Annotated in this window: 17 protein-coding genes; 5 read left to right on the top strand and 12 right to left on the bottom strand. The window is 27.6% G+C overall.

Annotated features, from left to right (window positions below):
* Positions 1-424 precede the first annotated feature (424 nt).
* The 4 genes from ACEXNK_RS09420 to ACEXNK_RS09405 are packed head-to-tail and all read right to left on the bottom strand — an operon-like array spanning position 425 to position 4,154.
* Positions 425-1,441 (bottom strand): 5-oxoprolinase subunit C family protein, encoded by a 1,017-nt coding sequence (locus tag ACEXNK_RS09420; protein WP_373600713.1) that lies wholly within the window; start codon positions 1,439-1,441, stop codon positions 425-427.
* Complete coding sequence (gene pxpB / locus ACEXNK_RS09415) at positions 1,441-2,139, bottom strand: 5-oxoprolinase subunit PxpB (protein ID WP_373600714.1); 699 nt, start codon at positions 2,137-2,139, stop codon at positions 1,441-1,443. Before pxpB ends, ACEXNK_RS09420 begins: the two co-directional genes overlap by 1 nt.
* Before the next feature lie 12 nt (positions 2,140-2,151).
* Positions 2,152-3,372: an NRAMP family divalent metal transporter gene (locus tag ACEXNK_RS09410; RefSeq protein WP_373600715.1), complete on the bottom strand. Its 1,221-nt coding sequence runs from the start codon at positions 3,370-3,372 to the stop codon at positions 2,152-2,154.
* Positions 3,372-4,154: a LamB/YcsF family protein gene (locus ACEXNK_RS09405; protein ID WP_373600716.1), complete on the bottom strand. Its 783-nt coding sequence runs from the start codon at positions 4,152-4,154 to the stop codon at positions 3,372-3,374. The genes ACEXNK_RS09410 and ACEXNK_RS09405 overlap by 1 nt, the downstream gene beginning before the upstream one ends.
* 393 nt (positions 4,155-4,547) lie before the next feature.
* Between ACEXNK_RS09405 and ACEXNK_RS09400 the strand changes: the two genes are divergently transcribed.
* A complete protein-coding gene (locus ACEXNK_RS09400; protein ID WP_373600717.1) occupies positions 4,548-4,973 on the top strand; it encodes a helix-turn-helix domain-containing protein in 426 nt (141 codons plus the stop codon).
* 158 nt (positions 4,974-5,131) lie between these two features.
* Complete coding sequence (locus tag ACEXNK_RS09395) at positions 5,132-6,070, top strand: SpoIVB peptidase S55 domain-containing protein (protein WP_373600718.1); 939 nt, start codon at positions 5,132-5,134, stop codon at positions 6,068-6,070.
* A 13-nt stretch (positions 6,071-6,083) separates the two neighbouring features.
* Here the strand turns inward: ACEXNK_RS09395 and ACEXNK_RS09390 are convergent, their stop codons facing one another.
* The 3 genes from ACEXNK_RS09390 to ACEXNK_RS09380 are packed head-to-tail and all read right to left on the bottom strand — an operon-like array spanning position 6,084 to position 7,602.
* The gene (locus tag ACEXNK_RS09390) at positions 6,084-6,950 is read right to left on the bottom strand and encodes a pentapeptide repeat-containing protein (RefSeq protein WP_373600719.1); all 867 of its coding nucleotides are present in this window, start codon (positions 6,948-6,950) and stop codon (positions 6,084-6,086) included.
* A gap of 33 nt (positions 6,951-6,983) precedes the next feature.
* Entirely contained in the window at positions 6,984-7,403 is a 420-nt protein-coding gene (locus tag ACEXNK_RS09385; RefSeq protein ID WP_373600720.1) for a hypothetical protein, read from the bottom strand.
* Position 7,404: 1 nt separating this feature from the next.
* A complete protein-coding gene (locus ACEXNK_RS09380) occupies positions 7,405-7,602 on the bottom strand; it encodes a helix-turn-helix transcriptional regulator (protein ID WP_373600721.1) in 198 nt (65 codons plus the stop codon).
* Between the two features lie 166 nt (positions 7,603-7,768).
* Between ACEXNK_RS09380 and ACEXNK_RS09375 the strand changes: the two genes are divergently transcribed.
* From ACEXNK_RS09375 to ACEXNK_RS09365, 3 genes are all read left to right on the top strand, one after another.
* Entirely contained in the window at positions 7,769-8,152 is a 384-nt protein-coding gene (locus ACEXNK_RS09375; protein WP_373601588.1) for a helix-turn-helix domain-containing protein, read from the top strand.
* A gap of 204 nt (positions 8,153-8,356) precedes the next feature.
* Positions 8,357-9,571, top strand: coding sequence for a serine/threonine transporter SstT (sstT, locus tag ACEXNK_RS09370; protein ID WP_373600723.1), 1,215 nt, complete (start codon positions 8,357-8,359; stop codon positions 9,569-9,571).
* 145 nt (positions 9,572-9,716) lie between these two features.
* Positions 9,717-11,096 carry a DUF4832 domain-containing protein gene (locus ACEXNK_RS09365; protein WP_373600724.1) on the top strand — a complete coding sequence of 460 codons (1,380 nt, stop codon included), beginning with the start codon at positions 9,717-9,719 and terminating at the stop codon, positions 11,094-11,096.
* Positions 11,097-11,138: 42 nt separating this feature from the next.
* Here ACEXNK_RS09365 and pelG read toward each other — a convergent pair whose 3' ends face one another.
* From pelG to ACEXNK_RS09340, 5 genes are read right to left on the bottom strand one after another with little or no spacing between them, the layout of a single operon-like run.
* Positions 11,139-12,581: an exopolysaccharide Pel transporter PelG gene (gene pelG / locus ACEXNK_RS09360; protein ID WP_373600725.1), complete on the bottom strand. Its 1,443-nt coding sequence runs from the start codon at positions 12,579-12,581 to the stop codon at positions 11,139-11,141.
* Between the two features lie 2 nt (positions 12,582-12,583).
* Positions 12,584-13,990 carry a GT4 family glycosyltransferase PelF gene (gene pelF / locus ACEXNK_RS09355; RefSeq protein ID WP_373600726.1) on the bottom strand — a complete coding sequence of 469 codons (1,407 nt, stop codon included), beginning with the start codon at positions 13,988-13,990 and terminating at the stop codon, positions 12,584-12,586.
* Between the two features lie 2 nt (positions 13,991-13,992).
* Positions 13,993-15,813, bottom strand: a complete 1,821-nt coding sequence (locus ACEXNK_RS09350; protein ID WP_373600727.1) for a DUF2194 domain-containing protein — start codon at positions 15,811-15,813, stop codon at positions 13,993-13,995.
* Positions 15,806-16,702, bottom strand: coding sequence for a hypothetical protein (locus ACEXNK_RS09345; protein WP_373600728.1), 897 nt, complete (start codon positions 16,700-16,702; stop codon positions 15,806-15,808). Before ACEXNK_RS09345 ends, ACEXNK_RS09350 begins: the two co-directional genes overlap by 8 nt.
* Complete coding sequence (locus ACEXNK_RS09340) at positions 16,695-18,704, bottom strand: hypothetical protein (protein WP_373601587.1); 2,010 nt, start codon at positions 18,702-18,704, stop codon at positions 16,695-16,697. The genes ACEXNK_RS09345 and ACEXNK_RS09340 overlap by 8 nt, the downstream gene beginning before the upstream one ends.
* Positions 18,705-18,770 lie beyond the last annotated feature (66 nt).

Below are 18,770 nucleotides of genomic sequence, written 5' to 3'. Positions count from 1 at the left end.
AAGTAAATATATTATTTATCTGTTTATATATAGATAATAAAATTTCATAAAAATAAGTTATTTATAAGATTGAAAATTTTTCTCTATTCAAATCATCACTTCCAATTCATACATTATATACTTTTAAAGTTCTAGTATTTTAGTAAAATTTAAAAATAATGTAAGTATCATATATATTAATCAACTACTACAAAATTTAATTAAATTCCGCTAATAAATAATATAATTATGTAACTTTTTAATTTAGTACTACCTAAATTTTTTAAAGTCTAAGGAGGTAGTTTTGGGGATATATACCAATATGACGTAACGTTAAATCCTGCTCTTTAGCTTTACAGTGAAGGAATATGATATATATCCCCAAACTACCGCCGAAGCCCCTATTGGAAAGCAAAAAAAGAACTCTAAAACTAGAATTCCAAAATCACTTAACCTCCTCAACAAAAGTATTAAAAATAACCCCATCAATACTCAAAACAATACTCCTATTTCTCAATACTTCCTGTACCTTAATACTTTCTTTAATCTTAACTATATAATCTTCAAACTCCCTTAAAATCTCATGAGCCTTATAAATATCAACTTCCTCAAACCTAATCTTATCACCAGGCTTTAACTGAGAAAGCTTGCACAAATCAACACTAATAACATTACAAAGCTTTGTATACCCACCAACAGTCTGTCTATCACTCATCATAACAATAGGTTTCCCATGCCCAGGAATCTGAACTGCTCCAAAAGCAATTCCATCAGAAACAATATCAGCACCATTATTATGTTTTATACACTCACCTTCTAGCCTATACCCCATTCTATCGCACTCATTACTAACAACATACTCACTACTTAAAAACTTATCAAACTCACCCTCTAAAAACATATCATCTTGAGGCCCTTTTATAACTCTTAAAACAACCTCACTATCAAAACACTTAATATATTTATCATCAATAGTACTTATACTCTTATCTTTTAAATCAAATAACTTAACATAATCATTTTCCTTCAAACCTCTACCTTCATATCCACCCATACTAGCCTTAGTATAAGTAGACTTACTTCCCATAACAGGCTTAACATCAATACCTCCTTCAAAAGCTACATAAGCCCTACATCCACTTTCGCAGCTTCCAAAAGACAAAACATCACCCTTGTTAACAATATAGCTTTTATACATCCTTATATCTGTATTATTAATCTTAGGGTTTAAATTCGCTCCAGTAACAGCAATCTTAGTATCTTTATCAAATACTAAAACAGGACCAATCATAAGTATCTCAAGACTAGCTTCATCTTCCTTATTTCCAACTAAAATATTACCTAACCTATGTGAAAACTCATCCATAGCACCAGACACAGGAACTCCATATTGTTGATATCCAACTCTCTTACCGCCTTGTATCAAAGTTAAAAGACCTTTATTCTCAACCTTAAAACCCATTAATTATCACCTCCATTTTCAGCTGATAACTTATCAAACTCACCTTTTGTTATAGGAATAAACTTTATATAATTACCCACTTTTAATAAAATAGGACTTTCTTTATCTGGGTTATAAAGTTTAAGAGGTGTTCTTCCTATAAGTTGCCATCCCCCAGGACTATCTATTGGATATACACCAGTTTGTTTCGATGCGATACCAACAGAACCTCCTGGTATCTTAGTTCTTGGAACTTTAAGCCTAGGAGTTTCTATTCTTTCATCCATTCCTCCCAAATATGGAAATCCAGGAGTAAATCCTAACATATATATTAAGTACTCTTTTTCACTATGAATTTTTATAACTTCTTCAATACTTAAATTGTTGTGCTTTGCAACATTTTCTATATCTGGTCCATATTCTCCACCATATAAAACAGGTATTTCTATTATGTTTTTCTTAATAGTCCCACTTGATTTAATATTCTTTTCTAATAACTTAACTTCTTTCAAAAGACTATCAAAATCAATTTTTAAAGGATTATAATTTATCATAAGTGATCTATAAGTTGGTGTCATCTCATCTATAAAATCATTTATATCTGAATTTTCAATAGCTTCCATAAGTGAAACCACTTTTTTATTAATCTCTTCAGATATTAAGTTTCCAAACTCAACAACAATAGACTTATCCCCTGCTAGTAAATATCTAGTATTCATAAATACTCCCCCTTATCCAAATAGTTTAGCTATATCTTGTAAAGATATAATTCCACCTATAGCCGTTATAGCCACTACAATTATTCCAAATATAAATAACCACTTCGGATGTTTATATTCTCCAACTATTTCTTTTTTCTTAGATGCAATTAGTATAACGCCTAATGTTATAGGTAATATAAGTCCATTTAAAGACCCAGCTAAAACTAAAAGAGTTGCAGGTTTTCCTATTAAAGCCATTATCAAAGTTGAAGTAGCAATGAATCCTATTATGAAACTTTTTTCATGTTTTTGAATAAACGGATGTAGAGTTTTTAAGAAAGATACTGATGTGTAAGCAGCTCCAACAACAGAAGTTATTGCAGCAGACCATAATACAAGTCCAAAGAATTTATATCCAAGTTCTCCTGCTCCATATTTAAAAGCTGATGCAGCAGGATTAGAAGGGTCTAGTTCTACTCCTTGATAAACTACCGCAAGTATTGCTAGGAATAAAAGTATTCTTACAGCAGTAGCTACTGATATACCTAAAAGTGATGATTTTGTTATATCTTTTAAATTTTCTTCTCCAACTATGTTTGCATCTATTAATCTATGACCACCTGCAAAAGTTATATATCCTCCAACAGAACCTCCTAAAAGAGTTATTATTGGGAAAAATAAAGATGTTGGATTTTCTGGTACAAAAGTTCTATATATTGCATCTCCTACTGGAGGTTTATTTATAACTGCAACATAACCTACTATTACTATAACTACTATGGCAAGTATTCTAGTAAATTTATCTATTATAGGGCCTGAATCTTTAAATAAGAATATAACTATCCCTAATATTCCACAAACAACTGTAGCAAATGTAACATCTATATTAAACATTACATTAAGTCCTAATGCTGCTCCACCAACGTTCCCTATATTAAAAGCAAGACCTCCAAGTCCTACTAAAATCGCTATAAAGTATCCAAGACCTGGTAATATCTTATTGGCAATATCTTGTCCTCTAAGTCCCGATACTCCTATTACTCTCCATACATTAAGTTGCGCTCCTATAAATAATATAGTTGTCATAAGTACAACAAACCCAAAATTAGCTTTGTAAGTTTCTGTAAAGGTAGCAGTTTGAGTTAAAAAACCTGGTCCAATTGCAGAAGTAGCCATTATGAATGCTGCCCCTAAAAGTGCAGTCATATTTTTACTATTTTTACCTTTTTTAATATCTTGTTTTGAGCTCATTATATATCACCTCCACTTATAACTTCTTTTATAGGAACTATTTCTATATTTTCATCTATAAGTGTTTGTTTTATCTTATCTACAAATTCTAAAGCTTTAGGATTATCTCCATGAACACAAATGGAATCTACTTTTATATCTATATCTTCTCCATTTATAGCTTCAACTTTTCCTTCCTTAACCATTCTAACAACTCTTTTTATAGCAAGGTCTGTATCATGAATTACTGATCCTTTTAATTTTCTTGAAACCAAAGTTCCATCTGGATTATATGCTCTATCTGCAAAAACTTCACTTGCTATCTTTATCCCTACTTCTTTCCCTGCATTTATCATCTCGCTATTTGCTAGTCCTAAAAGTATTATATCTTTATCAACTTCATAAATAGCTTGTGCAATTGCAATTGCTAAATCTTTATTTTTAGCCGCCATATTATAAAGGGCTCCATGTGCTTTCACATGTTGAATTTTTATATTATTAGAGTTTGCAAATGCTATTAATGCTCCAAGTTGATACTTAACATAAGCCTTAGCTTCTTCTTTGCTAACAACCATCTCTCGTCTTCCAAATCCTTCAATATCCATAAACCCAGGATGCGCACCTATCTCAACATTATTTTTCACTGCGCTTTCCACAGTTTTACTCATACACATAGCATCCCCTGCATGCCATCCACAAGCAATATTAGCTGAAGTTATGTATTTTAATATTTCTTCATCCATACCAATTTTATAGCTTCCAAAACTCTCTCCCATATCACAATTTAAATCAACTTTAAACACAATTATCCCCCCTTGAAATTTAGCTTATCTATAAATACTATTTTCTACATTAATTTTTTATGCCCTTCATTTTTCTGAATATTTATTTTTTAACAATTCAAGCTGTTCTAAAAGCTTGTACATCTTAATATTTATTACTAATAGCATATTTCCGGAGGTATATTTTATGAAATTTCCAGATGGATATACTGCAAGATTATAAATAATAAATTTCATTACCTAAATGTTTAAAATACTCTTCAAATCATAAATATCGATAGACGTAGTAATCACTAGAATAAATACATTAATTTTACTCAAATAAAGTTATTTATACAATTTAATAGTAATTTTTCAAATAAATTCTCCATATTGATACAATTTGTGCTATTATTATACCGAAAGGGTGGTTTTATGGATTTTGGAACTAGAGTTAAACAACTAAGGGAAGAGTTAAATTTAAACAGATATGAACTAGCTGATGAGTTTGGTATAACGTATTCATCTTTATCTAAATATGAAACTAATGATAGATTTCCAGATAAAGAAATGCTAGTAAAAATTGCACATTATTTTAATGTTTCCGTAGATTATTTACTATGTAATAGTCATGTAAGAAATGCAAATAATGTATATAACGATATAGAGTTAGATAAGTTAATAAACTTATTAAAAGATAGGCTGTTAGACTCTAAAACTATATTTATTGACGGGGATCAAGCTTGTGATGAATCTCTACTTGGTATGCTTCAAGCTTTAGAGGTTGGCCATAGATTTGCTAAAGAAATACATATAAAGAAAAAATTTGTAAAGTTAAAAAAAACTAATATTAGATTGTAAAAATTGGGTAGTTTTTAGATATTTATCTAAAAACTACCCTTAAAATAATTCAAAAAACATTTCTTCAAATAAATACCTATTTACATATCTAATAATTATCAATTAAAAACATAAACTATATTATATAAATCTTTAATATATTATAGAGGAGATGCATAATGACTAAGCAATTAAAATTATATGTTAAAACGCTCATAATTTCCTTGATATTATTTTTACTACCTTTAAACACTACATACTCACACAATGAATCAGTATACCTAGGTGGCGATATGATAGATATACATGTAGCTTTTGATACTCCTATAATTTACGAGACCCCAAAGCATACAAAAAGTTTTAAACAAGGTGATATAATACTTAAAATATCTAAAAACTATGAACCCTATAAAAAAATAATTAAATCATACATGCTGTTAGTTTATACACACTATTTAACTGATAACGATACCGTATTAGTTAAAGTAAATAGACAGGGAAAAGAGCTAACAATACACTCTAGTAAATTTGAACTAGCTGGATTAAAATACTCTGATCAGATGGAAAGTGTAGGAACATTAACCTATATAAAAGATGACAGTACCTTTGGTGCACTAGCTCATACAGTAACTCCTAAAAATCCTTATTGTATAGTAAAAAGTGGAGAGATATTCTCTACACGCTCTAAAACAGGTAAAATTAAAAACTATGATAAAAATACGAAAGTAGGTATTTTAAAGAATTGCAATAATTTTGGAATTAGAGGTAACATAATTAATTCAAATTATATTAATAATGGCCGTAAAAAATGTACAATAGGAGAGTTTGAAGATATAAAAAAAGCTAAAGCTTATTTAGTTGTAAAAAATAAAAATAATGAATTTGATTATATAGAAGCTGAAATAGTTAAAATAAATAAAAAATCTAAAAATAAAGATAAATCTATGATGATAAAGATTATAGATAAAGAGTTTTTAAAAGAAAATGGTGGCATTATACAAGGAATGAGCGGTACTCCCATAATACAGAATAACCAATTAATAGGAGCAATTTCTCATTCAACTGTAAATGATCCTACAATAGGATTTGCGATATATATAAAAAATATGATTAATTAAAAAAGGGCTATTTTTAGCCCTTTTCCCAATACTCTGGTCTATCTATGCTATTTGGTAATTTTGTTTTAGAGTCTCCTTTTGCACTATTAATTTGAGTCTGTGTAATAAACATAGCTTCTTCAAGATTCGCTCCTCTAATATCTGCATCTCTTAAATCTGCTCCTATTAAGTTCGCTCCTTTTAGATTTGTATTTCTCATATCTGCTGCTATAAGAAATACACCTGCAAAATTAGCTCCAATTAAATTTGTATTTTTTAAATCAGCACCTATAAAATCATAACCTATTTTTAAATTTTTCTTATTCTTTGAGTTAATTTTTTTATCATGAGAAACATTATTTTTAACAACTTCAATTACTTTTTTTAAAGTTGAATTAACTTTAATTCTATGATTTTCAATATCAATATTTATTATTGACTTAGTATCAAGATTTGTAAGCTTATTAGTTTCCTTAATCATAAAATCTATTTCTTCTTTTATGTTATCGCTACATATAAATGTTTTTGCATCATATAAATACCATAACATTTCATGAAGTTGTCTCATTACTAAAAATACATCAAATATTTTATTTGCTTGTTCTTTAGACTTTCTCCAATCTTCACCTTTAAATGTTAGTTGTGCTACTTTTTGACCTGCTCCAAAACAATCATATGTCATACATCCTTTTAATCCCTTATCTTTAAGACTTGCATGTACTTTACATCCAAAATCTTCTTGTAAATTTATGCATGGCTTTCCTGCTACTTTATCATTGGGAAATCCTTCTGTTTTTGAAAAATATAAAGCAACACAGCAAATTCCAAAACACTTTTCACAATCTATTTTTAATTTTTCAAAAATCTTTTCGTTATATGATGTTCTAATTTTTTGTTTCATAATCTTCTCCCCTATTTTTATATTTATTAAATATTAAAACTTATTACTTAAGATTTTAAAAACAACAATTCCGCATATATACATAGAAATCCATAATAATCCTAATGTCTTTAAAACAAATAAGTCCACATTCATTATACTAAATATTATATTTATAATAAGTAATAGAACTAACGTAATTATATAAGTAATTCTTCCTGATTTATCTCTTAGCATTACCTTTCTTTCATCATTTCTATCTATAGATTCTTTTTTTAACTTTAATTCACAAGCCTCTTTGTTTTCTGGTTTAGACCAATGTAAATAATTTTTAATCATCATAATTCCAGAACCTATAAATCCTCCTCCAAATCCACATATATATGGAGAATTTTGTTTAAACATTCCTAATAAAACATATATAGCTCCTACTACTAAGCACCCTATACCTGTGTACAAAATATTATTTCTCATTTTACTCCTCCTCATATATAAATATATCTTCAATGGACATGTCAAAGTATCTAGAAATTTTAAAAGCAAGTATAATAGATGGGTTATATCTTCCTTTTTCTAGAGAGCTTATCGTTTGTCTTGAAACACTTAAAACACTTGCCAACTCTTCTTGAGTTATATTTTTTTCTTTTCTGATTTCTTCCAGTCTATTTTTCATTACCTATATACTCCTTTTATCTTTTACGGAAAGTTAACTTTACATATAATGGTATCATATTCAAATTCAATGTCAAGTGTGCTTTCCATTTGTATATACCTAACTTAATAATGTTATTTTAAGTTTAATTTTGGGTAAATTTGTCTTATACTTATAATATGGGGTGATGTATGTGGATACAATTGGAGAAAGAATTCATAATTCAAGAATTCAATTAGGGTTGAATCAAAGAGAGCTTTGCGAAAAAGCGGGTATAACAGTTTCTGCTTTATCTCGTTACGAAAGTGGCCAACGAGAGCCCAAGGCTACAATTTTAGCTAGATTAGCTACTTCATTAAACGTTTCTACAGATTATTTGCTAGGTTTAACAAATTTTGAATACCCTCATTATGAGGAAGATTTAAATTCAGTTGAAAATATATTAAAAAATACTCGACAATTACTTGATAAAGATGAACTTACCTTTAATGGATTACCTGCATCTAAAGAAGTTATCGATAGTATATTAAAAGCTTTAAGAATAGGATTATTAGTAGTGTTAGAAGATTAAATTAATATTTTTTAAACTGTAATGATTATAAAAAAAGACTGTCAGATTTAAGGCAGTCTCTTTGTGATTTAAAAATATATTTTTATCGTACGGACAAACATAGAAAATATATTTTTTTAATATTATATATCATAGTTAAACTTTAGTAGATTCAATACTTGTACTAAATTTTTCTATTTATGTAATAACTTTTGGGGGTGTTATATGAAAAAAATTTTTAACAAATGGAATCAGCTTAGTTTGGTAAAAAGAATATTAATAGGTCTTATAATTGGTATCATATTAGCTTTAACAATACCAGATATAGCTAGTCCAATTACGATTTTGGGGTCATTATTTGTTGGAGCTTTAAAAGCTGTGGCACCAATACTTGTATTTTTCTTAGTAATGTCTGCAATATCTCAGCATAAAAGCGGAAAACAAACCAATATGAAATCCATAATACTGCTTTATCTTTTAGGAACTTTTTTAGCTGGATTAGTTGCAGTTATAGCAAGTTTTATATTTAAAGTTACTCTAACACTTGGTGCAGGTGCTGAAAATGTAGCTCCTCCAGGTGGTATTGTAGAAGTTTTAAAATCACTTCTTATGAATATTGTTGACAATCCTGTTTCAGCACTTTTAAATGCAAACTATATAGGTATTTTATCTTGGGCAATAATACTTGGATTCGCACTTAAAAACGCAGCTGAGTCTACGAAAACACTAATTCTTAATGCTTCAGATTCACTTTCACAAGTAGTAAAATGGGTAATAAATTTTGCACCACTAGGAATTATGGGGCTTGTATTTAATAGTATTGCAACTCAAGGACTTGAATCATTACTTAGCTATGGTCAATTGATATTATTATTAGTTGGATGTATGGCATTTATAGCTCTTGTTGTAAATCCAATTATAGTATTTTTAGGTATTCGTAAAAATCCATATCCGCTTGTATTTAAGTGTTTAAAATCTAGTGGTATAACAGCTTTTTTCACTCGTAGTTCTGCTGCTAATATACCTGTAAACATGGAATTGTGTGAAGAGTTAGGATTAGATAAAGATACTTACTCTGTATCTATCCCTCTAGGTGCTACTATAAATATGGCAGGAGCAGCTATTACAATATCTATACTTACATTATCAGCAGTTCATACCCTTGGAATTCAAGTAGATATCGGAATGGCTCTACTTCTTAGTTTATTATCTGCTGTAAGTGCATGTGGCGCTTCTGGTGTAGCAGGTGGTTCACTTTTATTAGTTCCTCTAGCTTGTAGTTTATTTGGTATTCCAAATGATATTGCAATGCAAGTTGTAGGAGTTGGTTTTATAGTAGGAGTTATACAAGATTCTTGTGAAACTGCTCTTAATTCATCAACTGACGTATTATTTACAGCAGTTGCAGAGCTTACAAAAAGAAGAAAAGAAAAGAATTAACATATAAAATAATAAAGATAGTCATTAACGTGTTAGTGACTATCTTTATTATTTTATACAAAGTAAATTTACAATATACCACTATAATTACAATCAAAACTATGCTATATTTAACATAATTAAAAGATAGATTTCGGAGGTCTTTATGAACGCAAAACTAAAAACAATTATAGCATCATTGTCATTGCTATTTATATCAGTTACTACAGTTGCATGTAAAGCTGACTCAAAAGCTACGTATACTCCACCTAAAAGTGATATAGTATTAAACAACCCTTTAATGGGATGGGCTCCAGATGCCATGTACACAGACTATACACAGCCTCATAAGCTAGTTTACGCTAATATATATTTAAGCGAACTAGAACCTCAAAAAGGAATATATGACTTTGATTTTATCGAAAAAAAATATAACTTTGACTATTGGAAAAGCAAAGACGTAAAAATAATATTAAGGCTTGTATTGGATCGTCCAAACACTGAGAATAAAAAGTATATACCAGATTGGCTGTATAAAGAAATGAATGAAGATGGAACTTGGTATAATATTTCTTATGGCAGTGGGTTTAGTCCAAATTATGAAAATAAAACACTCATCAAGTATCACGAAGAAGCTGTAGAAGCTCTTGCTAAAAGATATAATAATTCATCAGATATTGCATTTATAGCTTTAGGAAGTATCGGTCATTGGGGTGAATGGCATACTTATCAAGCAGATGACTTTTTCATACCATTTCCTTCTCAAGAAGTAGCTGACATTTATGCATCTCATTATGTAGAATACTTTGATAGTAAAAAGTTATTAATGAGAAGACCTTTTACAGTTGCTAAAGAAAATAACATGGGTCTATTTAATGATATGCTTGGTAATAAGCGTTCAACAAAAGAATATATATCTTGGATAAATAATGGATATACAGACTGGTTAACTAAAGTTAATCAACCTGCAATGCCCGACTTTTGGAAAACAGCTCCTTCTGGTGGAGAGTTTGCAAATGGAAATGGCGGTATGGGATTTTTAAAAGATTCTAATATAGAAACTACTTTAAATCAAATAAAAGATACTCATGTAACTTATATAGGCCCTAACTGTCCCGCTGATAGAAAAGGGCGTCTTCAAGAAAACTTTGATAAAGTTTTAAAAACTGTAGGTTATAGATATGTTATAGATAGTGTAAAATTTAATGATTCACTAAATCCAGGAGATACTCTTGAACTTGATATTAATATGAAAAACGAAGGTGTTGCTCCATTTTATTACAAATGGCCTGTTAATATAGCTTTAATAAGTAAAGATAAAAAAATAGTTTATAACACAAATATAAACCAAGACATTACAACTTGGCTTCCTGGTGATATAAACTTTAATACATCTATAAATTTACCAAATGATTTATCAAGCGGTGATTATAGTGTAGCTATAAGTATAATAGATCCTGCTACTAGTAATCCTAGTATAAAGTTTGCAAATGATTGTGAAATAATTCCAAACTACTTCAAACTTTGTGATATAAATATTAAATAATATATAATAAAAAACTACCTAGAAATAGGTAGTTTTTTATTTTTATTTATTGAAGAAATAATATATCTTTGTAAATATACCTTTTTTCTGAATATCAAACATAGGTTGATCTGCAAATATATGATATTCTATCCTTTTAAAGAATCTATTTATTTGTCTAAAAGCGTAAATCATAGATATTATACTTGAAAAGAAGAATCCATATCCATAATATGGTTTACCTAATAATACTGTAATTAATGATAGTATTAAAGTACTTATAAAAAATACTGTTGCTATTTTTAAGCTTTCACGTCTTGCATCAAAATAAAGTAACATTATAATTAAGAAACTCATACAAATGTATGCAAGTGCCCCTAGTGTAAGCATTCCAAATATCTCTATAGAGTCACTCATAAATCCCATATATGGAAGTATTTTAAATCCAAATACTATAAATGTAAAACTTCCTATAAATTGTAATTCCATCATGTGCGTCATGTGCATTACAACTGAATCAATGAGTTCTTTTTTAGCTCTTTTTATTTCATTTATACTTCCAGTATCTTTTACAAAATTATAAAACTCTTTATATTTTGGAAATATCAAAGTTTCAACTTTTACTGTAAATATTACAACTGCTGGTATTACACTTAAAAAAGCGTAAAAGCTTGGTACGTCGTAAAAAGATGCTATTCTAAATGTATCTTCAACTACTGTTGCATTATCTGTTAACCATATTATAAGATTATGACAATATGCTCCTAATGCTAAAAATAATCCTATTAAGAATAACTCATGGTACTTATCTAAGCTAGGTATAAAACTCATACATTTTGATAGATTCAAGTTTTCATATCCAAAATCTTTATAAAGTAACCCCATAAATAATATTGATATAAACACGTATCCTGTTAAAGTAAAGATTAATGCTATATATATTTGAGGTAAGTTTATAAACTTTATCCCAATTATAGTTCCAAATATTATAATCGCTGTTCCGATTATAAATCCCATTACTATTTTTAAATAATCTTTTATAGCTGATAAATATACTATCTCTATCCATATTATTCCTATTACTAAAGTAATACTAATAGTAAAAAGTTTTATATATATATCTATATTTGAATTTATAAATAATAAGTTAGTTACTATCAAAGCAAAAACACTATATAAGATTATACTTCCTATTAGTGATGGAAATACATCTTCTGTATCTTTTTTGTATATACAATCAGAAACAAACCTTGATATAAACATACTTATACCATTAGAAAATATATATGATATAAAGAATGTATAGATTATTACTGCGCTAAATAATTGTACATTTAAATATGTTTCTCCCATCTTTTTTAATATATATTGCATTGATAAAAACAATAATATAGATATAATCATAGGTCCTACAGTGATTAAGGCCGACATAAAATAGGTTCTAGTTTTTGCAAAGTATCCATCTTTGTCTATTATTTTTTTAAGTTGAAATCCGATTCCTGCCATAACTATACTTCTCCATATATCTTTCTATAGTTTTCTATAAACTGCTCTTGAGTGTAAAAACTCGATGCTCGTTTATATCCTTTTTCGCCCATCTCTTTTCTTAGCGCCTCATCCTTTGCCAACTTTATTATTGCATCTGCCATTTGACCATATCCCATAACAGGAACTACTATTCCACAATCACCTATATTATCATCATTTCCGTATAAAAGTTCCTTACATGCTCCTACATTAGTAGTTATATAAGGCTTTTTAGCAGCCATTCCTTCAAGTACAGATAATGGTTGTCCCTCACTTATACTACCAAGAACTAACATGTCCATTTTACCTATATATTTTGATATATCTACTCTGTCTGTAAATTCTATATTTTCATTACCTAGCGATTCTACTAAATCAAGACATTCTTTTGTGTAATCTTCATCTTCATCCATAGGACCTATAATAAATAACTTCATATTTTCAATTTCTTCATTTGCATTTACAAATCCATGTATTATAGTTTTTACGTCTTTTATAGGAACAACTCTTACTATCGCTCCTACATATATAGTATTTTCATCTTCTTTTTTTGTATCTAAGTTTTTAAATCTTTCTATGTTAACACCATTTGGAACAACTTTTATCTTGTTCTTATCACAACCTAATTCAATTTGAAGTTCTTTGTTTTTTTCAAATAAGCTATAAACTTCATCAGTATAAGTATAAGCTGCTCTTGATAAACTGTAAAAATACTTTATCCAGTTGTCTTTAAAGTAACCTTTAACCCAGTCTGCTTTTATTATTTCTTCTTCTCTTTCTCTTGTGTATATACCATGTTCAGTTAATATATATCTTGAATCTTTGTAGTAATATTTTCCCAAAGCTCCAACTAATCCTGCATATCCGGTAGATACACTATGATATATATCACACTTTGGTATGTCACTTTTTAAAACTTCAAATACTGTCATCATCATAGATCTTATAGTCCAGAAAAAATGATTAAATATTATATGAGGATAATAGTTGCTTGCTACATGACTTACTATATCAAAAAAATCTTCACTCATTAATATATCTACTGTATTTATATTTTTTATTCTATTGATGCAGTTAAATAAATCTTCCCACTCAAAGTAATCACCTAGTATAAACTTGCCTATTACTTCTTTTTCATAATCTGTAAGTGTAACTTTAGACTTTCCTTTTATTTTTTTGTCATCTGGTATTTCTAAATATATTTTTTTTATTTCTACAACATTTTGTGGAATCTCATATTTATAAGTAAGAGTATCATCCTCTTTTGCACTTATTGCATATATTACAAATTCATGTTCTTTCATGTTACTTACCAACATTTGAATCCAACTTGAAACCCCACCAGTTACATAAGGGTAACTCCCTTCTGCTATTAAACATATTCTCATAATTATTTACCTCCCGTCGTTATACTAAAATCAGTATTAGTAGCATGTATAAGGTAAATATCTTTATCTATTTTTTTATAGCTACATCCATTTGTTTTTACAATATCACTCTCACTTCTTAATATAAAGTAATCATCTTTTGAAGTATTTTTTAGATATCCGTTTATTGTATTTTTATCATATGAAAATACACTTTCCGTTTTTAAATAAGTATCTAAAGCTTCTACTCCTTGAGATATTGTATCTGCTTCTAACCATCTAAAATCTTGGTAAACCTCTTTCATAAGTTTTTCAAAATCTTTTTTAAGTTCTTGCCAACTCATACCATGATTTCTTTCTGGGTCTAATATATCATCTGGGTGTATAAAGTGTGAAAATACTCCATTTATAGTTATTCCATTATAAATCATCCACTTTTCAAACTCTTCATAATCGTATCCAGAACTATATCTTGGAAAATTATACATTCCATCACTATCTTTTGAAAACTCTTGTTCATAAGCCAGTTTATCATTACCTGCTACATATAATGATGCTATAACATTTATACTCGGTATACCTTCTTTTAATGCTTTTATACCTTCTTCAGTTATTATATTAGATGGTGGTACATAACCTTTTATTTTATAATTTGGATATACACTGTGTATAAATCTATTTAGAGCAATTTGTGCTTCTAACATTTCACTATAGCTCTTCCATGGTTTATATCCTAATTCTTTACCTTCTGTATACTCTTTTGTAGTAAGAGGCTGATGATTAAATCCATGTATTCCTATCTCTCCTCCAACTTTAAGTAAATTTCTACCTAATGTTACCAAACTTTCAGAGTATGATTTTCCATTAAAATCTTCTATATTGTTAGTTATGTCTTCGTAGTTGTATATTAAAAATCCTGTTGGAACTGCATTATATTTCTTACACATTTTAACAATATCTGGCCACCATATATCAACAAAGAATTTTTCATCATTTACATGATAATATTTATAAACTATATCAGAATTTCCTTTAGGCATTGGTGACGGAAAGTCATCTATGTCTAGTACTTTAGAGTTTATAATAGGATATATAAATTTATCAGAAGTCCTATAAAGTATGCCTGTTAGTATGCCTCTATTAGATTTTTCACCTAAAAATTGTCCATTTGCGACTATTACCTTTCCACTACCCAGTTTTTCTTCCCAAAGTAAAGGTATATCATCATCTGCACTTATATGCACTTTAGCATCTTTACTTAATTTTATATCTAAAGAACTATTTTCTGTGTCTTGAGTTCTTTTTAATCCTTCTCCTTTTATAAGTATGTTAGAATCTACATACATATTTTGTGCATCTACTAAATCTCCCATTTTTTCTATTCCTAATTCATCGGAGTATTTTGATAAGTTTATACTATTTAATGGTCTTTGTGAAAATATAAGATTTCCACCTGACTTTGCATAGCTTATAAGGCTTTCTAGTTGAGTAAATTCTTGTAATTCCTCTGAGTTTATTATAATAGCTCTATATCCATTTGTATCTCCATTAAATTCTTTTATGTTTTGATTTATAACTTGCTTATCCATAGATTTTATAACTTCATCAAAATTAGATTTAATTTTTTGAGATTCTTCACTTTTATCACTTAGAATTAAAAACTTCTCAGTATATTTTTTGCTTGCTTCTTCATATTTACTTGATGTGTATACTTTCTTATCTAACTTCTCAATTTTAGTATTTTGAACCTTATCAAATACATAATTATTTTTCATAAGAGAGATAGCAAATCCTAAAGCTAAGATTAATGCTGTAAAAGTTATTATAAATCTTTTATTAAACATTATTGCCACCTCCTATCCAAAATCTTACTATATCTAATGCATCTTTATCTAATTTAATACTAGAGTTTCTTAATGAATTTAAAGCTACATCAAAGTTTTTCTTATCGTCTAAGTTATAGTAAACCTCTAATAAAAACATATATGGTTTATATGTTTTTTTAAAGGTTTTTATATATTTGTGTGAAAAATATATAGCCTTATCATAATCTTTAATTTGAATATATATTTTTATTAACTCATTTAAATAGCTTTCTTTAACTTCAATATTTTTTATATGTTTTTCCAAAGCTATTTTATATGAATAAGTTAATCTTAAGTTTTCTTTTTCATCCATTAGTTTACTGTCGATACTATCTTTTATAGATTTTATATATCTGTCACTTATATATTTGTTATTTTTATTTTTATCGTATTCAACTTCCATACTTTGCATAGCAATAGTAAGTTTACTTTTTATCTGGGTTATAGCCGTTGCTGCATAGTGTGATGTTTCACTGTCTTCATCTCTAAGAGCTTTAAGTAAAAACTCTAGGTATTTATATGGATCTTCTTTTAACATTTCTATAACTAAATTTCTTTTTACAGTATGTGTATTTAAATTTAATGCATCTTCTATTGGAACCAAATCTCTTTTATTTTTAAGTTCTGCCTCTCTTATAAGTAAGCTTATATCCTTATCGTATTCACTCTCTTTTTCTATTGCATTTTTACCGTTTTCACTTTTTATAAAAGTTTTAAAGATAAATATTGATAGTGTATATATAATCCCTATAAAAGGAATAGTTATCATTAATAAAAAGTTTGTATATGAACTTTTTACTCTAAAAATTTTCATAACTATTAATATAAGTAAACTTATAATAAAGTTAATTACATATAGTTTAAGCATATTCTTCTACCCCATCTACTATATCAGCTTCTAAGCCTTGATTTAATAACCTATTTATTACAATACTACTTTCTTCTTTATTTGTATTATTAAGTATTATATATAAACTACCATTGTAAATTCCAAGTAAATCAGTCATTCTTATACATCTGTATATCTTACTAGATAAATCATTTAAATTTCCATCTGCTTCTACTTTTAAAAGAGTATACTCTGATTTTTTTTCTTTCCTAGATGCTTCACATATTTCTAAATTACTTTTAAAATATTTAGATTTTAAAACTAAAGTGTCATTTATATATCTTTCTTTACGTGTTAGTTGTTTATAACTGTACGCCTTTATTATTGCAGATTCTATCAAGCTTACTATAATTTTAAATAAGTTTTGATAATATAAATTCATCTTTGAAAACTCCACATTATCTACCATTATGATACTTATTACTTTTCCTTCTTTAAATATAGGAGCTATCATAGATGGTAGATTAGGATTTAAGCTTTTGTTTATATAAATTTCTTGATTTAATAAGATTTCTCTCGCTTCTCCTAAATTGTCTAGTTTTATACTTTTTGCAGGATTAAAGTTGTTATTACTAGACTTTACATTGAGTCTTAAATAGTTATTATTTAAAGTATATATAGATATATTTTTGTTTTCTAAAAATTCTTCCATAATATCTATAGATGATTTAAGTATATATTGTGGTTTTAAGCTGTCTAATTCTTTTATATAAGAGTGTATTTTGCCAAAGCTATCTTTAGAACTTATGAACTTTTGTTCTAATTCTTTTTTCTCTTCATAAGTTGAGTTATATATATCATCTAAAAACTCATACTTACTGTTTTGTTCATTGTTTATTCTTTTTAATTCTTTTATCTGAGCATTTTTAAAATCACTAGCATATCCTGTATATATTCCTACTAATAAATACATTAATATTTGAACTAAAGATTGGCTAAGTACAAATATTGATATTATTGATATTCCTTGATGCATCTGACTTGATATTAATAATAGACAAGATAAAGTAGCTGCTATTATAGACTGTCTCATTCCATGCATCATACCAATTATAATTACATATATAAGCTTTAAGTCTACTATAGTAAATACTGAGTTGGTATTTTCTAAAAATGAAGAAATAAAAGCAACAATTAAAAACATCCCTATGTTCTCTACATAAGGTTTTGTTATCTTTATAAATTCATTTTTATCTTTTATTTTACTTTTTCTTTTCCTATTTAAATTTTTATCAGTCTTTATCCCATATAAGCTCTTTACTTCTTTACTTAGATTAAACTTTTCTTTAAATCTAGTATCATCTAAAAATTCTTTAAATTCTTTTGAATTATTTTTTTGTATTTTATAATCTTCTTTATTGTTTTTAATACTTATTGCCAAATTGTATATATCTTTTTGCGTAGCTATTTCACATCCATAAATATTATATTCTTTATCTATTTTGGTTTTAGATACTAAGTATATAATTTCTGATAAATCTAAAATATGGGTGTATCCGCTTTTTAAAGTGTCATCATAAGTTCTTTGCTTATCTTCTTTTATGTCACTTAGCATATTTAATAAAAAGTGTTTATCATTATCAATATCTCCATATACTTTGTCTACATTTATAATAGGTATACTTAAACCATATAGCTTTTGATATTCTTTACAAATACTTTGACTTAATGAGGTTTCTTTAGTTCGCTCATTTAGGTTTACTACTATAAACTGGGAAGTATTGTATTTTTTACCTGAGTCTAAGATATTTAATAATATATTACTTTTTATTCTGTAGTTTATATAGATGATTATATTAAATTGAGTATTTTTAAATATATAATCATATTTATAACTATCAGAGTTTAATTGATAGTTTTTATAATATTGTTCATCTACATTGTTTTCACTTAGTATAAATACTTTATGTCCTTCTTTATAAAATCTATGAGCTATCGACTTTATTAAAGAATCTTCTCTTCCTACAATGAGTATTTTCATTATTATCAACCTTTCTACATATATTCCATCTTATCATTCTATCACCATTTAGTCGCTTTTTGTTTG

The organism is Paraclostridium bifermentans (assembly GCF_964259345.1).
GTDB lineage: Bacteria > Bacillota > Clostridia > Peptostreptococcales > Peptostreptococcaceae > Paraclostridium > Paraclostridium bifermentans_B.
This window is presented reverse-complemented; position numbering and strand designations above follow the sequence as displayed.